At 64.9% G+C, this 16,580-nt stretch carries 12 protein-coding genes and 1 pseudogene; 2 read left to right on the top strand and 11 right to left on the bottom strand.

Translation table 11 applies throughout. The features are described 5' to 3' along the window. Positions 1–145 precede the first annotated feature (145 nt). The 8 genes from NLM25_RS30280 to NLM25_RS30315 all read right to left on the bottom strand — a co-directional run bounded on the left by NLM25_RS30280 (position 146) and on the right by NLM25_RS30315 (position 10,298). Entirely contained in the window at positions 146–2,455 is a 2,310-nt protein-coding gene (locus NLM25_RS30280) for a xanthine dehydrogenase family protein molybdopterin-binding subunit (RefSeq protein ID WP_254139420.1), read from the bottom strand. A gap of 239 nt (positions 2,456–2,694) precedes the next feature. Next, positions 2,695–3,219, bottom strand: a complete 525-nt coding sequence (locus NLM25_RS30285) for a GNAT family N-acetyltransferase (protein WP_254139421.1) — start codon at positions 3,217–3,219, stop codon at positions 2,695–2,697. A 58-nt stretch (positions 3,220–3,277) separates the two neighbouring features. Then, positions 3,278–3,553 (bottom strand): DUF1127 domain-containing protein, encoded by a 276-nt coding sequence (locus NLM25_RS30290; RefSeq protein WP_254139422.1) that lies wholly within the window; start codon positions 3,551–3,553, stop codon positions 3,278–3,280. 266 nt (positions 3,554–3,819) lie between these two features. Beyond that, on the bottom strand, positions 3,820–5,346 hold the full coding sequence (murJ, locus tag NLM25_RS30295; protein WP_254139423.1) for a murein biosynthesis integral membrane protein MurJ: 1,527 nt from the start codon (positions 5,344–5,346) through the stop codon (positions 3,820–3,822). A 152-nt stretch (positions 5,347–5,498) separates the two neighbouring features. Further along, positions 5,499–6,650: a DegT/DnrJ/EryC1/StrS aminotransferase family protein gene (locus tag NLM25_RS30300; RefSeq protein ID WP_254139424.1), complete on the bottom strand. Its 1,152-nt coding sequence runs from the start codon at positions 6,648–6,650 to the stop codon at positions 5,499–5,501. 51 nt (positions 6,651–6,701) lie between these two features. Continuing rightward, the gene (locus NLM25_RS30305) at positions 6,702–7,706 is read right to left on the bottom strand and encodes a Gfo/Idh/MocA family protein (RefSeq protein ID WP_254139425.1); all 1,005 of its coding nucleotides are present in this window, start codon (positions 7,704–7,706) and stop codon (positions 6,702–6,704) included. A gap of 182 nt (positions 7,707–7,888) precedes the next feature. Further along, positions 7,889–9,301 (bottom strand): mannose-1-phosphate guanylyltransferase/mannose-6-phosphate isomerase, encoded by a 1,413-nt coding sequence (locus NLM25_RS30310; protein WP_254139426.1) that lies wholly within the window; start codon positions 9,299–9,301, stop codon positions 7,889–7,891. Positions 9,302–9,308: 7 nt separating this feature from the next. Next, the gene (locus NLM25_RS30315) at positions 9,309–10,298 is read right to left on the bottom strand and encodes an SDR family NAD(P)-dependent oxidoreductase (protein WP_254139427.1); all 990 of its coding nucleotides are present in this window, start codon (positions 10,296–10,298) and stop codon (positions 9,309–9,311) included. 178 nt (positions 10,299–10,476) lie between these two features. On the opposite strand from NLM25_RS30315, the gene NLM25_RS30320 reads away from it, so the two are divergent. Beyond that, on the top strand, positions 10,477–11,436 hold the full coding sequence (locus NLM25_RS30320) for a lysylphosphatidylglycerol synthase transmembrane domain-containing protein (protein WP_254121366.1): 960 nt from the start codon (positions 10,477–10,479) through the stop codon (positions 11,434–11,436). Continuing rightward, on the top strand, positions 11,433–12,452 hold the full coding sequence (locus tag NLM25_RS30325; RefSeq protein WP_254139428.1) for a glycosyltransferase family 4 protein: 1,020 nt from the start codon (positions 11,433–11,435) through the stop codon (positions 12,450–12,452). The genes NLM25_RS30320 and NLM25_RS30325 overlap by 4 nt, the downstream gene beginning before the upstream one ends. On the opposite strand, the pseudogene NLM25_RS30330 reads toward NLM25_RS30325, so the two are convergent. The 3 genes and pseudogenes from NLM25_RS30330 to NLM25_RS30345 form a co-directional block, all read right to left on the bottom strand. Continuing rightward, positions 12,440–13,386, bottom strand: a pseudogene (locus NLM25_RS30330) (NAD-dependent epimerase/dehydratase family protein). The gene NLM25_RS30325 and the pseudogene NLM25_RS30330 overlap by 13 nt on opposite strands. Next, the gene (locus NLM25_RS30340; RefSeq protein ID WP_254139430.1) at positions 13,383–14,603 is read right to left on the bottom strand and encodes a glycosyltransferase family 4 protein; all 1,221 of its coding nucleotides are present in this window, start codon (positions 14,601–14,603) and stop codon (positions 13,383–13,385) included. Before NLM25_RS30340 ends, NLM25_RS30330 begins: the two are co-directional and overlap by 4 nt. Positions 14,604–14,605: 2 nt before the next feature. Further along, positions 14,606–16,519, bottom strand: coding sequence for a nucleoside-diphosphate sugar epimerase/dehydratase (locus NLM25_RS30345; RefSeq protein ID WP_254139431.1), 1,914 nt, complete (start codon positions 16,517–16,519; stop codon positions 14,606–14,608). Between the last annotated feature and the right edge of the window lie 61 nt (positions 16,520–16,580).

A 16,580-nucleotide genomic window follows, 5' to 3' on the forward strand; every position in this document is an offset into this window, starting at 1 on the left:
ACCCCTCAATGGGGCCAACACCGCTTGGCAGGTTTCATTCCATCCAGGGCGCGACGCTAAATTGTCGCGCTTTGGACGATTTGGTTGGCCGCGCAAACGCGTTCCGCGTTTGCCCCCGCAAAACGCGTTCCGCGTTTGCTTGGGATCACAGGCTGTGACGGCGATGGTGCTCGTTGATGGCGATCCACACCCGCTCCGGTGTGGCCGGCATGTCGATGTGGTCGATCTTGTATTCGCGCCAGAGCCCGTCGACGATGGCGTTGACGACGGCCGGACAGGAGCCGATCGCGCCGGCCTCGCCCGCCCCCTTCACGCCCAGCGGATTGGTCTTGCAGGGAACATTGGCGGTCTCGAACACGAAGGCCGGACCATCAGCCGCGCGCGGCAGCGCATAGTCCATGAAGGTCGCCGTGATGAGCTGGCCGTCGCCTGCGCCATAGACCACCTGCTCCATCAGCGCCTGGCCGATGCCCTGCATGGCGCCGCCATGCACCTGGCCCGCCAGAAGCAGCGGATTGAGCGTCTTGCCGAAATCGTCGACGATCACGTAGTTGACGATCTTGATGATGCCGGTCGCCGGGTCGATCTCGACTTCCGCCAGATGCGTGCCGTTGGGATAGGTGCCGTCGGCGCTGGCGAAGGTCGCGCTGCCGTTCAGCTTCGACGGATCGGCGCCGGGCCGCTTGGCGAGGTCTGCGAATGAGATCGAGCGGTCGGTGCCGGCGATCCGGATCACACCGTCGGTGATCTCGAGGTCGCCCGCGCTCGCTTCCAGCGCCTGGGCTGCGAACTCCCTCAGCTTCTTGCCCAGCTCGCCCGTAGCCCGCTCGACGCAGACGCCGCCCGTGGGAATCGAGGCCGAGCCACCGGTGCCGAGGCCCGTCGCGATCTCGCCGGTGTCGCCCTGGCGGATATGCACACGCTCCGGCGGCAGGCCGAACTGTTCGGCGACGATCTGCGCATACGCGGTCTGATGACCCTGCCCGCTCGATTGCGTGCCGATCAGGACGGTGACGTCGCCACTGGGATCGAGGCGGACGTTGGCCGTCTCCTCACCCATCACGCCGCAAATCTCGACATAGCTCGCAAGGCCGATGCCGCGGATCAGGCCGTTCTTCTTGGCCGCCTTGGCGCGCTTCCCAAATTCCTTCCACTCGCCGATCTCCATCGCGCGCTTCAGATGCGCGGCGAAGTCGCCGGAATCGTAGACCTTGCCCGTGGCCGTCTTGTACGGCAGCGCCTTCGGCTGGATGAAATTCTTGCGGCGGATGGCATCCGGCGTCATGTCGAGCTTTCGCGCGCAGGCGTCGACGAGGCGTTCGATCACATACGCCGCTTCGGGCCGTCCCGCACCACGATAGGCATCAACCGGCACGCTGTGGGTGAAGATGGTGCGCACCCGGCAGTGGAAGGCCTGGATGTCGTAGAGACCCGGCAGCATGCCGGCGCCGCCATGCGGAATGTAGGGCCCGAAGGTCGACAGATAGGCGCCCATGTCGCCCATCAGGTCGCAATCCATGGCGAGGAATTTGCCGTCCTCGGCCATCGCCATCTTGGCGGTGGTGACGTTGTCGCGGCCCTGCGCATCGCCCATGAAATGCTCGGTGCGATCGGCCGCCCATTTCACCGCCTTCTTCAGTTTTCGCGCGGCGACTGCCATCAAGGCGTATTCGCGGTACGGAAACAGCTTCGTGCCAAAGCCGCCGCCGACGTCGGGGCAGATCACCCGCATCTTGTCGGTCGGGATGTTCAGCACGTTCTGGCAGAGGATGTCGCGCAGCCGGTGGCTGCCCTGGCTGCCGATCGTCAGAGTCAAATGATCGTTCTTGGCATCGTATTCGCAGACCGCGGCGCGCGTCTCCATGAAGCTCGCGACCACGCGCGGATTGACGATGGAGATTTCGGCCACCGCATGCGCCTTCGCAAAGGCGGCTTCGGTCGCAGCCTTGTCGCCGATCGAGACGTCGAACAGCACGTTGCCGGCCTTGTCGGGCCAGACCTGCGGCGCGCCCTTCTTGATGGCGTTGACGACGCCGGTCACAGCCGGCAGCGGACTCCACTTGACGTCGATCGCCTCGATCGCGTCGCGGGCCTGGTCGATGGTCTCGGCGACCACGAAGGCGATGGAATCACCGACATGGCGCACCTCGTCCTTGGCGAGGATCGGGTAAGGCGGGCCGGTGAACGGATCGGTCTCGAGATTGAACAGGCAGGGCAGATTGCCGAGATCGCCAACATCGTCGGCGGTCAGGATCAGCGTAACGCCGGGCAGCGTACGGGCGCGGCTGGCATCGATGGTGTATTTGGCATGCGCATGCGGCGAACGCAGCATCAGGCAGCGCAAAGCGGCCTGCGGCGCGTAATCGTCGGTATAGCGGCCCTTGCCGCGGATGAGCGCGTCATCCTCCTTGCGCAGCACGCTTTGGCCAACGCCGAACTTGATGGGAGCCGCCATGTTCTTATCCCGTCCTATGGTTGTTTTGCCGGCATATTGCCGTGGAAAAAGTGGCAAGGCAAACGGGTTTAGCAAGGCGCATTGGTCGCAGGACGGGGAAGGCACGGCTTGCCCGTCATGGCGGGATCGAGCGAAAGGCCGGAGTTCGCTCGTTTCCCTGAGACGGCCGATATTCCACGGACCTTCTCAACGCGCCCGGTCCCTGCCAACTTGCCCCAATGGGCCGCGCCAGGCCGACGTTAACGGCTGAATCTCTTTATCATAAGGTAATTGTCATACATGGCCTCACCTATGCGAACGACACAAGGATCGGTGCCGTAGATCTCGAACCCGTTGCGCTTGTAGGTCTTGATTGCAGCGGTCGCTGTCGACACCACGGCAAGATGCACCTGTTCGACACGTGCCTCGGCACGGGCAAGAAGCTCTTTGATGAGCCGATCCCCGACACCGTTACCTCGACCTTTTTCCTTTACGTAGACCGTGAAGATGTGGCCTCGGTGCTGTGATCGCTTGTCTGCTGAGACATAAAAGCCCGCGATGCCGATCAAGTTCCCGCATCCAAATGCACCAAGGATAGTGCCGCTGAGCCAATGGCGATAAGCCGCTACCATGGCGTCGCCGCCTTCCTCCTCTTCGGGCGATCCAAACGTTTGCGGGTGCGTCTGAAGTGCCTCCGCGCGAATCTCGCGAAAGATATCCAGATCGTCGACAATCAATCGTCGGATTTCCACCTCCGACGGTGCGATGGCCGAATGTGACGTCATGATCGGCGTCCTTCCATTGTCATAGCGCAGGACGGTATCGGCAGGAATGGATGATCGCTCACATCACACCTCGGCCCCATATCTGCATCGCGCTATCCCTAAGCCTGTCGATAGCTCGTTCAGGCGTGATGTAGTCGATCTCGCCGCGCGTCAGGCCGACATCCAACAGCTCCCTGTCACTGAGGTCCTGCAAGGTGACCCGCGAGCGCGGGCGCCGCGCCTGAAACGCACGCCAGGATCGCTTGAGCGAACTCAAGACGATGGAGAGGTCGAAGCGAAGCCCTGCGGCATCGCGCTCCGTCTCGGATGTGATGTTCGTTTGTTGTGGTGGCATCGCATGCTCCTGCTGTTGTGCCGGCAGGGAGCGTGGCCAAATGAAAAGGCCCCGTCCGATGCCGGCGGGGCCTGGTGGAAAAGATGTCGTCGTCGAAATCCTAGCGCACGACTCCTTCCACGGCCCAGCCGAAGCGGGTCATGTTCGAGAAGTTGACGTTGCGCGAGCATTTGATCATGGGCGGCTCATAGCACGGCAATCGTGCAAAATCAAGAGATGCGCCGCGATCCGTTGCATCCTGGAGGCGAGCACGTCGCTCCGACGCATTAGCCGCGCACCAGCGAAACCAGCCAGCGGCGGCCGAACAGCACGAGGATCGCGAGCGCGTAGACGATCGTGCCCCCGACGGCCAGCAGGAGCAGCGTCAATTCGTCGTGGAAGCGCGTCGAGGCCAGATAGGCGCCGCCGAAGCGCGCGATCAGCCAGAGGGCGGCAGCGACGATGATGCCGCTCAGCAGGAATTTGGCGAGCGACACCAGCCAGGCGCGGTCCAGCACGAAAAACCCCCGCCGCACGGCGAAGAACAGCACCAGCAGCAGATTGGTCCAGATGCCGACGGCGGTCGCAAGCGCAAGGCCGATCTGCGCAAGCGTTCCCATCAATGCGAACTTCAGCGCGACGTTGACGGCAATGCCCGTCAGCGAAGCGCGGACCGGCGTCGCTGTATCCTTGCGCGCATAGAAGGTGGCGACCGCACTGCGGATCAGCACGGCCGGAATCAGGGCAATCGCATAGGCCGCCAGTGTTGCCCCAGCGGCAGCCGCATCCGCCTTGGAGAAAGCACCGTGAGCAAACAGAGCCCGCATGATCGCATCGGGCACGGTGATGAAGGCGGCCACGAACGGTATCGAAAACAGCAGCGTGTAATCGAAGGCGCGGCGCTGCGCCTTCATCGCACCGTCATGATCGTTGGCCGTCAACCGGCGCGACATCTCCGGCAGCAGCACGGTGCCGATCGCAATGCCGATCACGCCGATCGGCAGCTGATACAACCGGTCCGCGTAATAGAGCGCCGACAACGCGCCGGCGGGCAGGAACGTCGCGATGATGGTATCGGCGAACATCGCCACCTGCGTGCCCATCGAGCCCAGCGTCGCGGGGCCCAACGCCTTGAAGAAGCCGCGGACGTCTTCGTCGAGCTTCAGCGGCGCAAAGCGCGGCAGGCCGCCATGGCGCGCGAGGTCGCCCGCGAGCAGGAAATATTGCAGGAAGCCCGAGATCAGCACGCCCCATGCCGCGGCATGGCCCGCGGTCGGAAACCAGGCGGCGAGCGCCAGCGTCATCATCATCGCGACGTTGAGGAAGATCGACGCGGCGGCTGCGCTCGCAAAGCGCTGCATCACGTTGAGCATGCCGCCGTAGAGCGTCACCAGCGTGATCAGCAACAGATAGGGAAACGTGATCCGGGTCAGTTCGATCGCGAGCTTGCGCTGCTCGGCATCCTCGGAAAAGCCCGGCGCAAGAATGCTCATGGCTTGCGGCATGAACAGCCAGGCGACGATCAGCAGCACGATTTGCGAGGCCAGCAGCAGCGTGAAGATACGGTCGGCGAACAGTTTTGCCGCCCCCTCCCCGCGCTCGCCATGGACATGCGCATAGGCCGGCACCCAGGCGGCGTTGAAGGCGCCTTCCGCGAAGATCGCGCGGAAATGGTTGGGCAGCCGCAGCGCCACAAAAAAGGCGTCGGCCACGGGGCCGGCGCCGAGGATCGCCGCGAGCATGATGTCGCGGGCAAATCCCGTCAGCCGCGAGAGCAGCGTGTAACCACCGACCGTGAAGATGCGTCCGAGCATGCGTCTGTTTTAGAGACGAATCGGTCGATCGATAAGACTTCGACGTCTGATGTGATCAAAAAAGACGGTTGAAGTCGGATGACGCCCTGCGATGCGCGTTGTTGCGCCCTCTCCCCTCGTGGGAGAGGGCAAGAACAGCAAAAACGGCGAAATCAGGCCGCAAGCGCGCCGCGCACGGCGGCGATGATTCGCTCCTGATCGGCTTCGGTCAGGTAGGCGTGCATCGGCAGGCTGATGACGTCCTGCGACAGGCTCTCGCAGGCCGGCAACCCGCCCTCGGCGACCGGATACTGCTTGTAGGCGGTCTGCTGGTGCATCGACTTGCCGTAATAGATCGCGGTCGGCACGCCCTGGGCTTTTAGCGCGGCAGCGAAACCGTCGCGGTCGGTACCTTGAGGCAGGCGAATCGTGTACTGCGCCCAGACCGAGGTATTGCCCGGCGCCAGACGCGGCACGGCGACCACGTTGCTCAGGCCGCGCGCGTAGCGTTCGGCAACCTTGTTCCGGGCGGCGATCTCGTCGTCAAAGATCTTCAGCTTCTCGATCAGGATCGCGGCCTGCATGGTGTCGATCCGGCCGGTCAGGCCGAGGCGGACGTTGTCGTATTTGTCGACACCCTGCCCGTGCACGCGGATGCTGCGCAGCGTTGCCGCGAGTTCGTCGTCATCGGTGAAGATCGCACCACCGTCACCAAAACAGCCGAGCGGCTTTGCGGGGAAGAAGCTGGTCGCAGTGGCGAGCCCGAAGGTGCCGAGCTTACGGCCCTTGTAGCTCGCGCCAAAGCCCTGGGCTGCGTCATCGAGCACGAACAGGCCTTCGGCCTTCGCGATCTCGGCGATGGCATCGTGATCGGCGGGCTGGCCGAACAAATCAACCGGAATCACTGCAACGGGCTTCAGGCCGGCCTTGCGAGCGGTCGCGATGCCGCGCTTCAGCGACTCAGGGCTCATGTTGAAGGTGGTCTCATCCACATCCACATAGACCGGCGTCGCGCCGGTCCGCGCCACCGGCGAAGCGGTCGCGATGAAGGTGAAGGACGGACAGAACACGGCATCGCCGGGCCCGACATTCTTCGCCATCATCACCATCAGGATCGCGTCGGTGCCGCTGGCGCAACCGATCACATGCTTGGCGCCGCTATAGGCCGCAAGCTGCTTCTCGAGCTCGGCGACTTCAGGGCCGTTGACGAACTGGCAATGGTCGAGCACGCGCTTGACGGCGGCATCGAGCGCGTCGCCGAGCCGGCGGCGCTGTGAGGCGACGTCGATGAAGGGGATGGGTTCGGAACGCAGATGCTGGTTCATGGCGCCTTGCTGATTTTCTTGCGAAGTTTGAGAAGTCGACATGGAAAGGGTTCAGCCGGCGACGCGGCGCGGGCCTGTGCGGGCGGGTGCCTTGGCCGCGGGCCGCGACGGCGTTTCCAGGCACTGCGTCGCGATCTCGAGGCTCGCGACGCCTTCGTCGCCCGTGACCGCCGGCGTCTCGCCGTCGCGCACGGCCTTGAGGAACGCGATCAGCTCGGCGCGGAGCGGCTCGTCGTGGCCGACCGGCAGATGCCGCATCGAATAGCTGCCGTCCGGCTGGAAGCCGAAGCATTCGGTGACCTGGCGCGTCAACAGATCGCCCATCACGTATTTGCCGCGGGTCGCGACCGTGACGCTGCGCGCCTTGAACGGCGTCAGCCAGTTGGTGTTGATGTGCGCGAGCACGCCATTGGCGGTGCGGAACTGCAGCAGCGCGATGTCCTCGCGCTCGGCGACCGCGCTCGACAGCTGCGGTTGCACCTCGACGATGTCGGATTCGGTGAACCAGCGGATCAAATCGATGTCGTGCACGGCGAGGTCGATGACGACGCCGACATTGGACATGCGCGGCGGGAACGGACCGACGCGGGTGATCGCGATGGAGAGGATATCCTCGCCCGCGATCGCCTGCTTGACGGCGGCGACGGCGGGATTGAAGCGCTCGACGTGGCCGATCATCAGCGTCACGCCGGCCTTCTGCGCGGCCGCGACGATCTCGCGGCCCTCTTCGACCGTGGAGGCGATCGGCTTCTCGACCAGCACGTGGATGTTCTTGGCGATGCAGGCGAGCGCGACCTCGTGATGCAGATGGGTCGGCGCCGCGATGGTGACGGCATCGACGCCTTCGGCGAAGAGCTGGTCGAGGGTCTCGAAGCCCCGGCAGCTGGCAAGCTCGGTGGTGCGCGTGCGGTGCGTCGGCGAAGGATCGACGATGCCGACCAGGCTGACGCCGGGAAGCCCGCTGAGCACGCGCGCATGGTTGCTGCCCATCACGCCCGCGCCAATGACGCCGACGCGCAAGCCGGCCTTTGCCGGTGCAGAGCCTTTGGAACTCATCTGAGTAAACCCCGATTCAACACAAATCCCCGGGCCGCTTCTAGCACGGGCGCCACATTTGTGGCGAATGCCGGCCTAGCGATCCGGACACGATTTGATTCAAAAAATTACACGTTACCCGGGCCTTAGGCCGAAAAGAGACCGCCTTTTCGGCCCGGGTCGCGTGATTCGGAGTTTGCTGGTTACGACCTTTGATAGTCGTCTTCAATCCGGATGATGTCGTCTTCCCCGAGATAGCTTCCGGTCTGGACCTCGATGAGTTCCAGCATGATTTTACCGGGGTTCTCCATCCGGTGCACCGCGCCCATCGGGATGTAGATCGACTCGTTCTCATGCACCGTCTTCACGGTCTCGTTGACGGTGACCCGGGCGGCGCCGCGCACGACGATCCAGTGCTCGGCGCGATGATGATGCTTCTGCAGCGACAGCCGCCCGCCCGGCTTCACCACGATGCGCTTGACCTGGTGACGCTCGCCGTTGTCGACGGACTGATAGCTGCCCCAGGGCCGGTGCACTTTGAGATGCTCCTCGGTGACCTTCGGCGCGACCGTCTTGAGCTTGGTGACGAGCCGCTTCAGGCCGTTGGCGTCCTTCTGGCGCGAGACCAGCACCGCATCCGCGGTGGCGACCACGACGAGATCGTCGACGCCTTCGAGCGCGACCAGCGCCTGGTCGGTGGTGACGTTGCAGTTGCGCGAGTCCTCGAACACGGCAGTGCCGTGCGACGCGTTGCCTTGCGCGTCCTTGTCCGACAATTCCCACACCGCGTGCCAGGAGCCGACGTCGGACCAGCCGCAGGACACGGGCACGACCGCAGCGCGCGAGGTCTTCTCCATCACCGCATAGTCGATCGAGATCGCCTTCGCCGCGCCGAACGCCTCGGGCTCCAGCGTCACGAAGCCGAGATCGCGGCCCGCATTGGCGACGGCATTGGAGATCGCCTCGACGCTTGCCGCGTCGACCCTGCGATATTCGTCGAGCAGGACGGTGGCCGGGAACATGAAGTTGCCGCTGTTCCAGAGATAGCCCGAGCTGACGTAGTCGGCCGCCTTCACGGCATCAGGCTTTTCGACGAAGCGCGCGACGGCGTGCACCTCGCCGGAGATCACCTCGCCCGGGCTGATATAGCCGTATTCGGTCGCCGGCCGCTCCGGCTTGACGCCGAAGGTGACGATGCGCCCGGCGCTCGCGGCGGTGAGGCCTTCGCGGCACGCCGCGACGAAAGCCGCATTGTCCTGCACCACGTGGTCGGCGGCGAGCGCGAGCACGATCGCTTCACCGGAGCGGTTCTGCGCGAACACCGCGCCCGCGGCGATCGCGGGGCCGGAATCGCGCCGCATCGGCTCGAGGATCACGTCGGCCTCGATGCCGATCTCGGCGAGTTGCTCCAGCACCATGAAGCGATAGGACGCATTGGTGATGACGATCGGACGATCGAACAGCGAGGCATCGGACACGCGCAGCAGCGTGTCCTGGAAGGTCGAGCGCGTGCCGAACAACGGCAGGAACTGCTTGGGGCGCACCTCGCGCGAGGCCGGCCACAGCCGCGTGCCGGCACCGCCGCACATGATCAGGGGGATAATGCGTTTGTCCATCGTCATTTCAAACCTTGAAGTAGTCCCGATACCAGGTGACAAAATTACGAACCCCGTGCGCGATCGGCGTTGACGGTGCAAAGCCGGTATCGCGCATCAGGTCCTCGACATCCGCGAACGTTTCCAAAACGTCTCCCGGCTGCATCGGCAGCAATTCTTTGATCGCCGTCCGACCCAGCTCCTGCTCCAGAAGTCCGACGACATGCATCAGCTCTTCCGGATGGTGGTTGCCGACATTGTAGACCTTAGACGGCGCATTTGCGGCAGCCGGGTCATCCGCGGGCACCCGATCGATGAGCTTGGACACTACGCGGGTGACGTCGTCAATATAGGTGAAGTCGCGGCGCATTTTGCCATGGTTAAAGAGCCGGATCGGCTTGTCCGCCATGATGGCGTTCACGAACAGAAACATAGCCATGTCCGGCCGTCCCCACGGACCGTAGATGGTGAAGAAGCGCAGGCCCGTGACCGGCAGCCGGTAGAGATGGCTGTAGGACTGCGCCATCATCTCGTTCGCCTTCTTGGTCGCGGCATAGAAGCTCACGGGATGGTCGGTGCGGTCCTGCACGGCAAATGGCAGTTTAGTGTTGGCGCCATAAACGGAGGATGACGAGGCGTAGACGAGATGACGACAAGAGTTGTTGCGGCAGCCCTCGAGCACGTTGAGGAAGCCCGACAGATTGGAATCGGCGTAAGTTTGCGGTCGCTCGATCGAGTAGCGCACGCCGGCCTGGGCCGCGAGATGCACGACTTTGGCAAATCGGTGTCGCGCAAACAGTGCCGCGATGGTGTCGCGGTCGGCAAGATCGGCCTCGACGAAGGAAAAGCGGGAATCGCTCCGCAACAGCGCCAGGCGCGCCTGTTTCAGCGCCGGATCGTAATAGCTGTTGAGATTGTCGAGCCCGACCACGGGCCGGCCTTCAGCCAGAAGCTGCCGGGCGACGTGAAAGCCGATGAACCCGGCGGCACCGGTGACCAAAATCGCCTGATCCGTCATCCTGTTCCCAAGGGATCTCTCGCCCGCAGCCCCTCTTTAGCCGCGCCAGCGAGGGGGTCGCAATAGCCCGAGAGACAGCTATTGCAAGATCGGCGCCAAGACCATACCAAAGCGGCCGAATTCGGCGCCCTGCGTCGGGTTGCCTCAAATCTTCGCAAACCCTGTTCATGCGGGCGAGATGCGCCGAATCCTGCTTTCGACGGCCAAAATCCTGATTTCCGGAGCGCTGCTCTATCTGGCGCTGCGCAAGGTCGATCTGACCGAGCTGTTTTCGCGCTTCACCGCGACCAGCCTGTTCTGGATCGGCGCGGCGATCGCGGTGACGTTCCTGCAAATCTTCGTCGGCGTGCTGCGCTGGCGCGAGGTCAGCGCCGCATGCGGCGCGCCGCTCGAGCTCGCCCGCGCCATGCGCTACAACGTGATCGGCGCGTTCTTCAACCAGACGCTGCCGTCGGCGATCGGCGGCGATGCGGTCCGGCTTTGGCTGGTGGCGCGCGCCGGCGCCGGATGGCGCGCGGCCACCTATTCCATCTTCGTCGATCGCGCGATCGGCCTCGTCGCGCTCGCGATCGTCGTCGTCGCAAGCCTGCCCTGGAGCTACGATCTGATCACCGATCCGCACGGGCGCTCTGCGCTGCTGCTCGTCGACCTCGCCGCACTCGCGGGGGGCATCGGCTTCCTGATCTTCGGCGCGCTGAAGTGGCCCTGGCTCAAGACCTGGTGGGCTACGCACCACATCCACGCCTGCGCCGTGATCGCCAACCGCGTGATCTTCAGCCCGACGCGCGGGCCGATCATCGCGGTCCTGTCGTTGCTCGTTCACGTGCTCGCCGTCGTCATTGCCTGGTGCGTGGTGCAGTCGATCGCCGCACCGGTCAGCTTCGGCCAGACCTTCCTGCTCATCCCGCCGATCATGCTGATCACCCTGATGCCGATCTCGATCGCCGGCTGGGGCGTGCGCGAGGCGACCATGGGGCTGGCCTTCGGCTTCGCCGGGCTGTCGTCCAACGAAGGCGTCAACATTTCGCTGTTGTTCGGCGCGGTGTTGTTCATCGTCGGCGCGATCGGCGGCTTGGTCTGGATCCTGAGCGCGGAAAAGGCGGCGCAGGGGTCGGCGCAGCTCGGGGTACCGGAGTGAGCCCGGTCACTGATGCCGTTGCCGCCGCGCCTTCGCTGCTTGCCCTCGCGATTGCCGCACTGATATCGGCCTTCATCACCTGGGCCAGCCGTCCCCTGCTCCAGCGCTACGCGCTGGCGCGGCCGAATGCGCGCTCCTCGCACCGCATTCCGACGCCGCAAGGCGCGGGCATCGCGGTGATCGCCGCGACGCTCGTCGTCACGTCGGCGTGGGCGGTCTGGGCGAACGTTCCGATCCCCCCCGCGCTCGTCATTGCGACGATCGTGATCGCGCTGGTCGGGTTCGCCGACGATATCGTGTCGCTTCCGGTGCTGGTGCGGCTGGTGCTGCAAGCAGCCTGCGTCGGCGCGGTCGTGTTCACCGCGCCCGAGACCGCGCGGATCGTCCCGGCGCTGCCGCTCGCGCTGGAGCGCGGCCTGATCCTGCTCGCCGGTGTCTGGTTCGTGAACCTCGTCAACTTCATGGACGGGCTCGACCTGATGACGGTGGCGGAAGTGGTGCCGGTGACCGCGGCGCTGCTGCTGCTCGGATGGCTCGGTGACCTCTCATGGCCCAGCGTGCTGATCGCCACGGCGCTGTGCGGTGCCATGCTCGGCTTTGCGCCGTTCAACAAGCCTGTCGCAAGAGTATTTTTGGGCGACGTCGGCAGCCTGCCGATCGGCCTTCTGCTCGGATGGTGCCTGCTGGAGCTCGCCTGGCACGGGCAACCCGCCGCGGCGCTGCTGCTGCCAGCCTATTATCTCGCGGATTCCACCATCACGCTGATTCGGCGCATCGCGCGCCGCGAGCAGTTCTGGTCGGCGCATCGCTCGCACTTCTATCAGCGAGCGACCGACAATGGTTTTGCGGTCCCGCGGGTGGTCGGCGAGGTCTTCGCGCTCAACCTCGCGCTGGCCGTGCTTGCCATCGCCACCGTTCGCGCCGGCTCGATGGCGGTCACATTGCCCGCGCTTGTCGCAGGCGCCGTCGCGATCGCTTTCGTACTTCGGCGGTTCTCCCGCCCTCAATTCTCCTGAGCGGACAGCGCGAGCCGCAGGCCCTCGTCGAGGGTGACTTGCGGCTGCCAGCCGGTTGCGATCGCCTTGGAGAGGTTGAGCTCGAGCGAGCCGATCAGGCTGTCATGCGTGTCCTGCCGGCCCATCACGCTGAGCAGCGTTGAAAGCAGGTCCGGCGGCATGCCGAACATCCGCGTGTTCTTGCCGGCGGCCTTCGCCAGCCGCTCGATGAATTCGGGCGTCGAGACCTGCTCCCTGTCGGCGACCAGGAAGATCTCGAAATTGCTCGCAGGATCCGGGTGCGCGAGCCGGCGCAGGATGAACGACGACAGGTTCTGCACGGCCAGGAACGCGCGATGATTGCGGATCGCCGCAAAGGGCAGCGGCAGTCCCAGATTCACCGCGCGTGTCAGCAGCGCGAAATTGCCCTTGGCACCCGCGCCATAGACCAGCGGCGGCCGGATCACCGAAATCTTCATGGCGCTGTCGCGCGCCAGCGTCTTCAGGCCGGCCTCGGCCGCGGCCTTGGACATGCCGTAGAGGCCGCGCGGCGTGAGGATGTCGTCCTCGCTGAACGGCGCACGGCCTTCATTGCTGCGGCCGTGCACGAGAACGGTGCTGACGAAGATGAACTGGCGCACGCCCGCGCTCGCCGCGGAGCGCGCCAGGTGCAGCGTGCCGGCGATGTTGACGTTGCGGTAGAGCTGGACCGCGTGCTCTCGTGCTTGTGATGCACGCGCGCGGCGAGGTGAACCACCGCGTCGACGCCGTCGAGCGTGGCCTGCCAATCGGTTTCGGGACCGATCGATTCGATCACGACCTCGTCGTCGATCCCTTCCGGGCTGCGCACCGCACGCCGGACCGACCATCCCTCGCGCGCCAGCGCGGGCGCGACGTGACGGCCGACGAAGCCGCTGGCTCCCGTGATCAGCACGACTGGTTTCCGCTCGCTCATCGTTGCTCCGCCAGAACAGGATTGCGCAACAATTCGTCGATCAGGCCGGCATAGGCGTTCATCGCAATCGTCCGGTCGAATCTCGCTGCCGCCTTGACCGCGCGCTCGGCCATGGCGGCATCCTCGGAACGGGACGCCGCGCGGATCGCGTCGGCGAGCTGATCGGCGCGGCCCGGCGACACCACCCAGCCGAGCCCATTCTCCACCACGGTCAAAGCGGCCTCGGCCTCCGGCTCGGAGATCAGCGCGACCGGACGGCCGACTGCCAGCAGGTTGTAGAACCGGCTCGGCACCGACACCCCTGCAACGTCTTTCCGGTACGGAATGATCCAGAGATTGGCGGCCGCCAGGAACGCCTCGAGCTCGGCATCCTCGACGCGCGGCACGAAGCTGACATTGGCAAGGTTCGCCTCAGTCTGCAACTGCTTCAGCCGCTCGAAGCCGATGCCCCAGCCCGAGAACAGGAAGTGAATGCCCGGCTCGTCCTTCAGGAGGCGCGCCGCCTCGAAAACGATCTCCGGATCATGGGTGAAGCCGAGATTGCCCGAGAGGCCGACGATGAAACGCGCCGAGATTGCCTTGCGGAACGGATTATCCAACGTGATCGGACGCGCCCCGGGCACGAGCGTCGCCCAGTTCGGAATGAAGCGGATCTTGTTCCGCGTCATCCCGGAATAGCTCAGCAGCGGCCGCTCGGCATCGCGGCCGATGGTGATGACGGCATTGAGCGCGCGGAACATCAGGCTGTTGGCGGCGCGCATCGCCCGCGTCACGATCGAACCGGGCTTCAGGAGGCCGGCCATCACCAGCACGTCGGGGAAGAGGTCGTGCATGATCAGCGCCGAGCGCGCGCCCTTGACCTTCGCTGCTGCGGCAACGGCATAAGGCAGCATGAACGGCGCGGTGACGGTGAGCACGACGTCCCCTCGCCGCAGCGCCCGGGTCAACACGAAGAACGTCCGCGCCGCGAACAGCAGCTCGGACAAGCCGCGCCGGACCAATGCGGCCTTTCCCGCCATCTTGTTCTTGACGACAACGACGTGCGGCTTGCCCGGGCCGACCTGCGAATCAGGCAATGCGCCCGATGAGCCCGACAGCACCACGACGTCGTGATCCCCAGCGATGCGGCAGGCGATTTCGGCCATGATCGCCGCCGTCGTGCTCGGATCAGGCGGATAATGCTGGCTCGCGACGACGATCTTGCCTTGAGACTGCATGGTCAGGCCGCGGTCGATCCGAATTCCGGAACCGCATCCTTCAGGATGGTCTTGATCGTGGCCCTATCGTCCCGCGCGATCGCCTGCTCCAGCGCAGCGATCCATTTGCGCAGCGTCTGCATCGGCGGCTCGTTCGGCTGCGCGGCCATGATTCCGGCGACGCCGATCTCGCGGGTCGGCTCCTCGGAGGCGAACAGGATCTCGTGCAGGCGCTCACCCGGCCGCATGCCGGTGAACACGATCTCGATATCGTAGCCGGGCTGGAGGCCCGAGAGGCGGATCATGCGCTCGGCGAGATCGACGATCTTCACGGGCTGGCCCATGTTGAGCACGTAGACCGAGACATCGGGACGCTGCGTTCCGAGCGCATGCGTTGCCGCCGTGATGACGAGATCGCAGGCCTCGCGGATGGTCATGAAGTAGCGGACCATGTCGGGATGGGTCACCGTCACGGGGCCGCCAGCCTCGATCTGGGCCTTGAACTTCGGCACCACCGAGCCGTTCGACGCCAGCACGTTGCCGAACCGTACGGAGATCAGCCGCATCGGCGGCCTCGCACCGCCGCTCCCCGCGACAAGATCGTGGTCGAGCGCCTGGCAGTACATCTCGGCGAAGCGCTTGGTGAGACCGAGCATCGACACCGGCTCGATCGCCTTGTCGGTCGAGATCATCACCATGGCTTCGGCGCCGGCGCTGTGCGCCGCATCGGCAACGTTGATCGAGCCGAAGATGTTGGTCTTGACGCCCTCGCTCCAGTCGCGCTCCAGGATCGGCACGTGCTTGAGCGCGGCGGCGTGGAACACGATGTGCGGCTTGAACTCCGCCATCAGGCGCATGATCCGCTCGCGGTCGCGGATGTCGGCGATCCGTCCTTCGATCTCGGCAGCCGTGCCGTTCGCAGCGAGCGCCTCCGTAACCGCGTAGAGCGCCGGCTCGGAATTTTCCACGATCAAGAGGCGCGCGGCGCCGAAGGCGACGACGCGCTCGCAGATCTCGGAGCCGATCGAGCCGCCGCCGCCGGTGACGATCACCGCCTTGCCCTTGATGAGGGCTTCGAGGCGCGCATAGTCGATTGTCTCGCTCGGCCGCAGCAGGAGGTCCTCGACCGCGACTGCCGTGAGTCGCGGCGTATCGCCGCTCTCCAGCGAGGGCATGCGGTTGACGATCACACCCAGCTTGCGCGCCCGCATCAGGATCGATTCCGGATGCGCTTCGGGCTCGAACGCCGACGGCGTCATCACGATGCGCGCGATGGCCTTGTTGCGATTGGCGAAGTCGGCGATCACGTCCTCGATGTCGTCAACGCCGCCCAGCACCGGCACGTTGCGGATGAGCTGGCCGCGATCCGAGCTCGACGGCGACAGCACGCCGACCGGCCAGATGCGCTTGATCGCCCCGCTCTCAATACCGCGCAGCAGCACCTCGGCATCCGCGGCGCGGCCGATCAGCAGCATCGGCGCAGCATTCTCGGTACGGGCATGACGCCGCACCCGCGTATAGCGGAAGTAACGATAGGCCATGCGCAGCGCGCTGAGGGAGGCGATCTCGAGGAACCAATAGAGGACGATCGTCACCTTGCCGAGGAAGAAGGCGCCGCGGACATTGGGAGCGACGAAGATGTAGTCGAGCGCGAGCAGGGCAACCGTCAGCACGGTTGCGACACGGATGATGTTCAACGCGTCCGGCAGCGAGATGAAGCGCCATTTCGTCGTGGTCAGGTTGAACAGGAAGAACACGACCACGCTGAAGGCGAGGAAGTAAGGCAGGATCTGGAACAGCAGCGGCAGGCGGTCGTAGAAGCCGTCGCCGCCCTCGAAACGCAGATAGAAAGCTGCGAACAGCGCCGCCGTCGTCGCCAGCACGTCGTGGAGCGCGATCATGAAATTGCGCAAAGTGAGATGCGAGAGACGCGTCATCCGCCGACCGATGAAAATCCCGTTGGGTGCAACCTGACCGCGCTGATAGCCCATCTCGACA

The organism is Bradyrhizobium sp. CCGB01, from assembly GCF_024199795.1.
Classification (GTDB): Bacteria; Pseudomonadota; Alphaproteobacteria; order Rhizobiales; family Xanthobacteraceae; genus Bradyrhizobium.

Coding starts and splice junctions, on each gene's coding strand:
- NLM25_RS30315 (WP_254139427.1), bottom strand. CDS start 10,298: ATGACGGATCAGGCGATTTTGGTCACCGGTGCCGCCGGGTTCATCGGC.
- murJ (WP_254139423.1), bottom strand. CDS start 5,346: ATGCTCGGACGCATCTTCACGGTCGGTGGTTACACGCTGCTCTCGCGG.
- NLM25_RS30290 (WP_254139422.1), bottom strand. CDS start 3,553: ATGCCACCACAACAAACGAACATCACATCCGAGACGGAGCGCGATGCC.
- NLM25_RS30305 (WP_254139425.1), bottom strand. CDS start 7,706: ATGAGTTCCAAAGGCTCTGCACCGGCAAAGGCCGGCTTGCGCGTCGGC.
- NLM25_RS30320 (WP_254121366.1), top strand. CDS start 10,477: ATGCGCCGAATCCTGCTTTCGACGGCCAAAATCCTGATTTCCGGAGCG.
- NLM25_RS30280 (WP_254139420.1), bottom strand. CDS start 2,455: ATGGCGGCTCCCATCAAGTTCGGCGTTGGCCAAAGCGTGCTGCGCAAG.
- NLM25_RS30310 (WP_254139426.1), bottom strand. CDS start 9,301: ATGGACAAACGCATTATCCCCCTGATCATGTGCGGCGGTGCCGGCACG.
- NLM25_RS30345 (WP_254139431.1), bottom strand. CDS start 16,519: ATGACGCGTCTCTCGCATCTCACTTTGCGCAATTTCATGATCGCGCTC.
- NLM25_RS30300 (WP_254139424.1), bottom strand. CDS start 6,650: ATGAACCAGCATCTGCGTTCCGAACCCATCCCCTTCATCGACGTCGCC.
- NLM25_RS30285 (WP_254139421.1), bottom strand. CDS start 3,219: ATGACGTCACATTCGGCCATCGCACCGTCGGAGGTGGAAATCCGACGA.
- NLM25_RS30340 (WP_254139430.1), bottom strand. CDS start 14,603: ATGCAGTCTCAAGGCAAGATCGTCGTCGCGAGCCAGCATTATCCGCCT.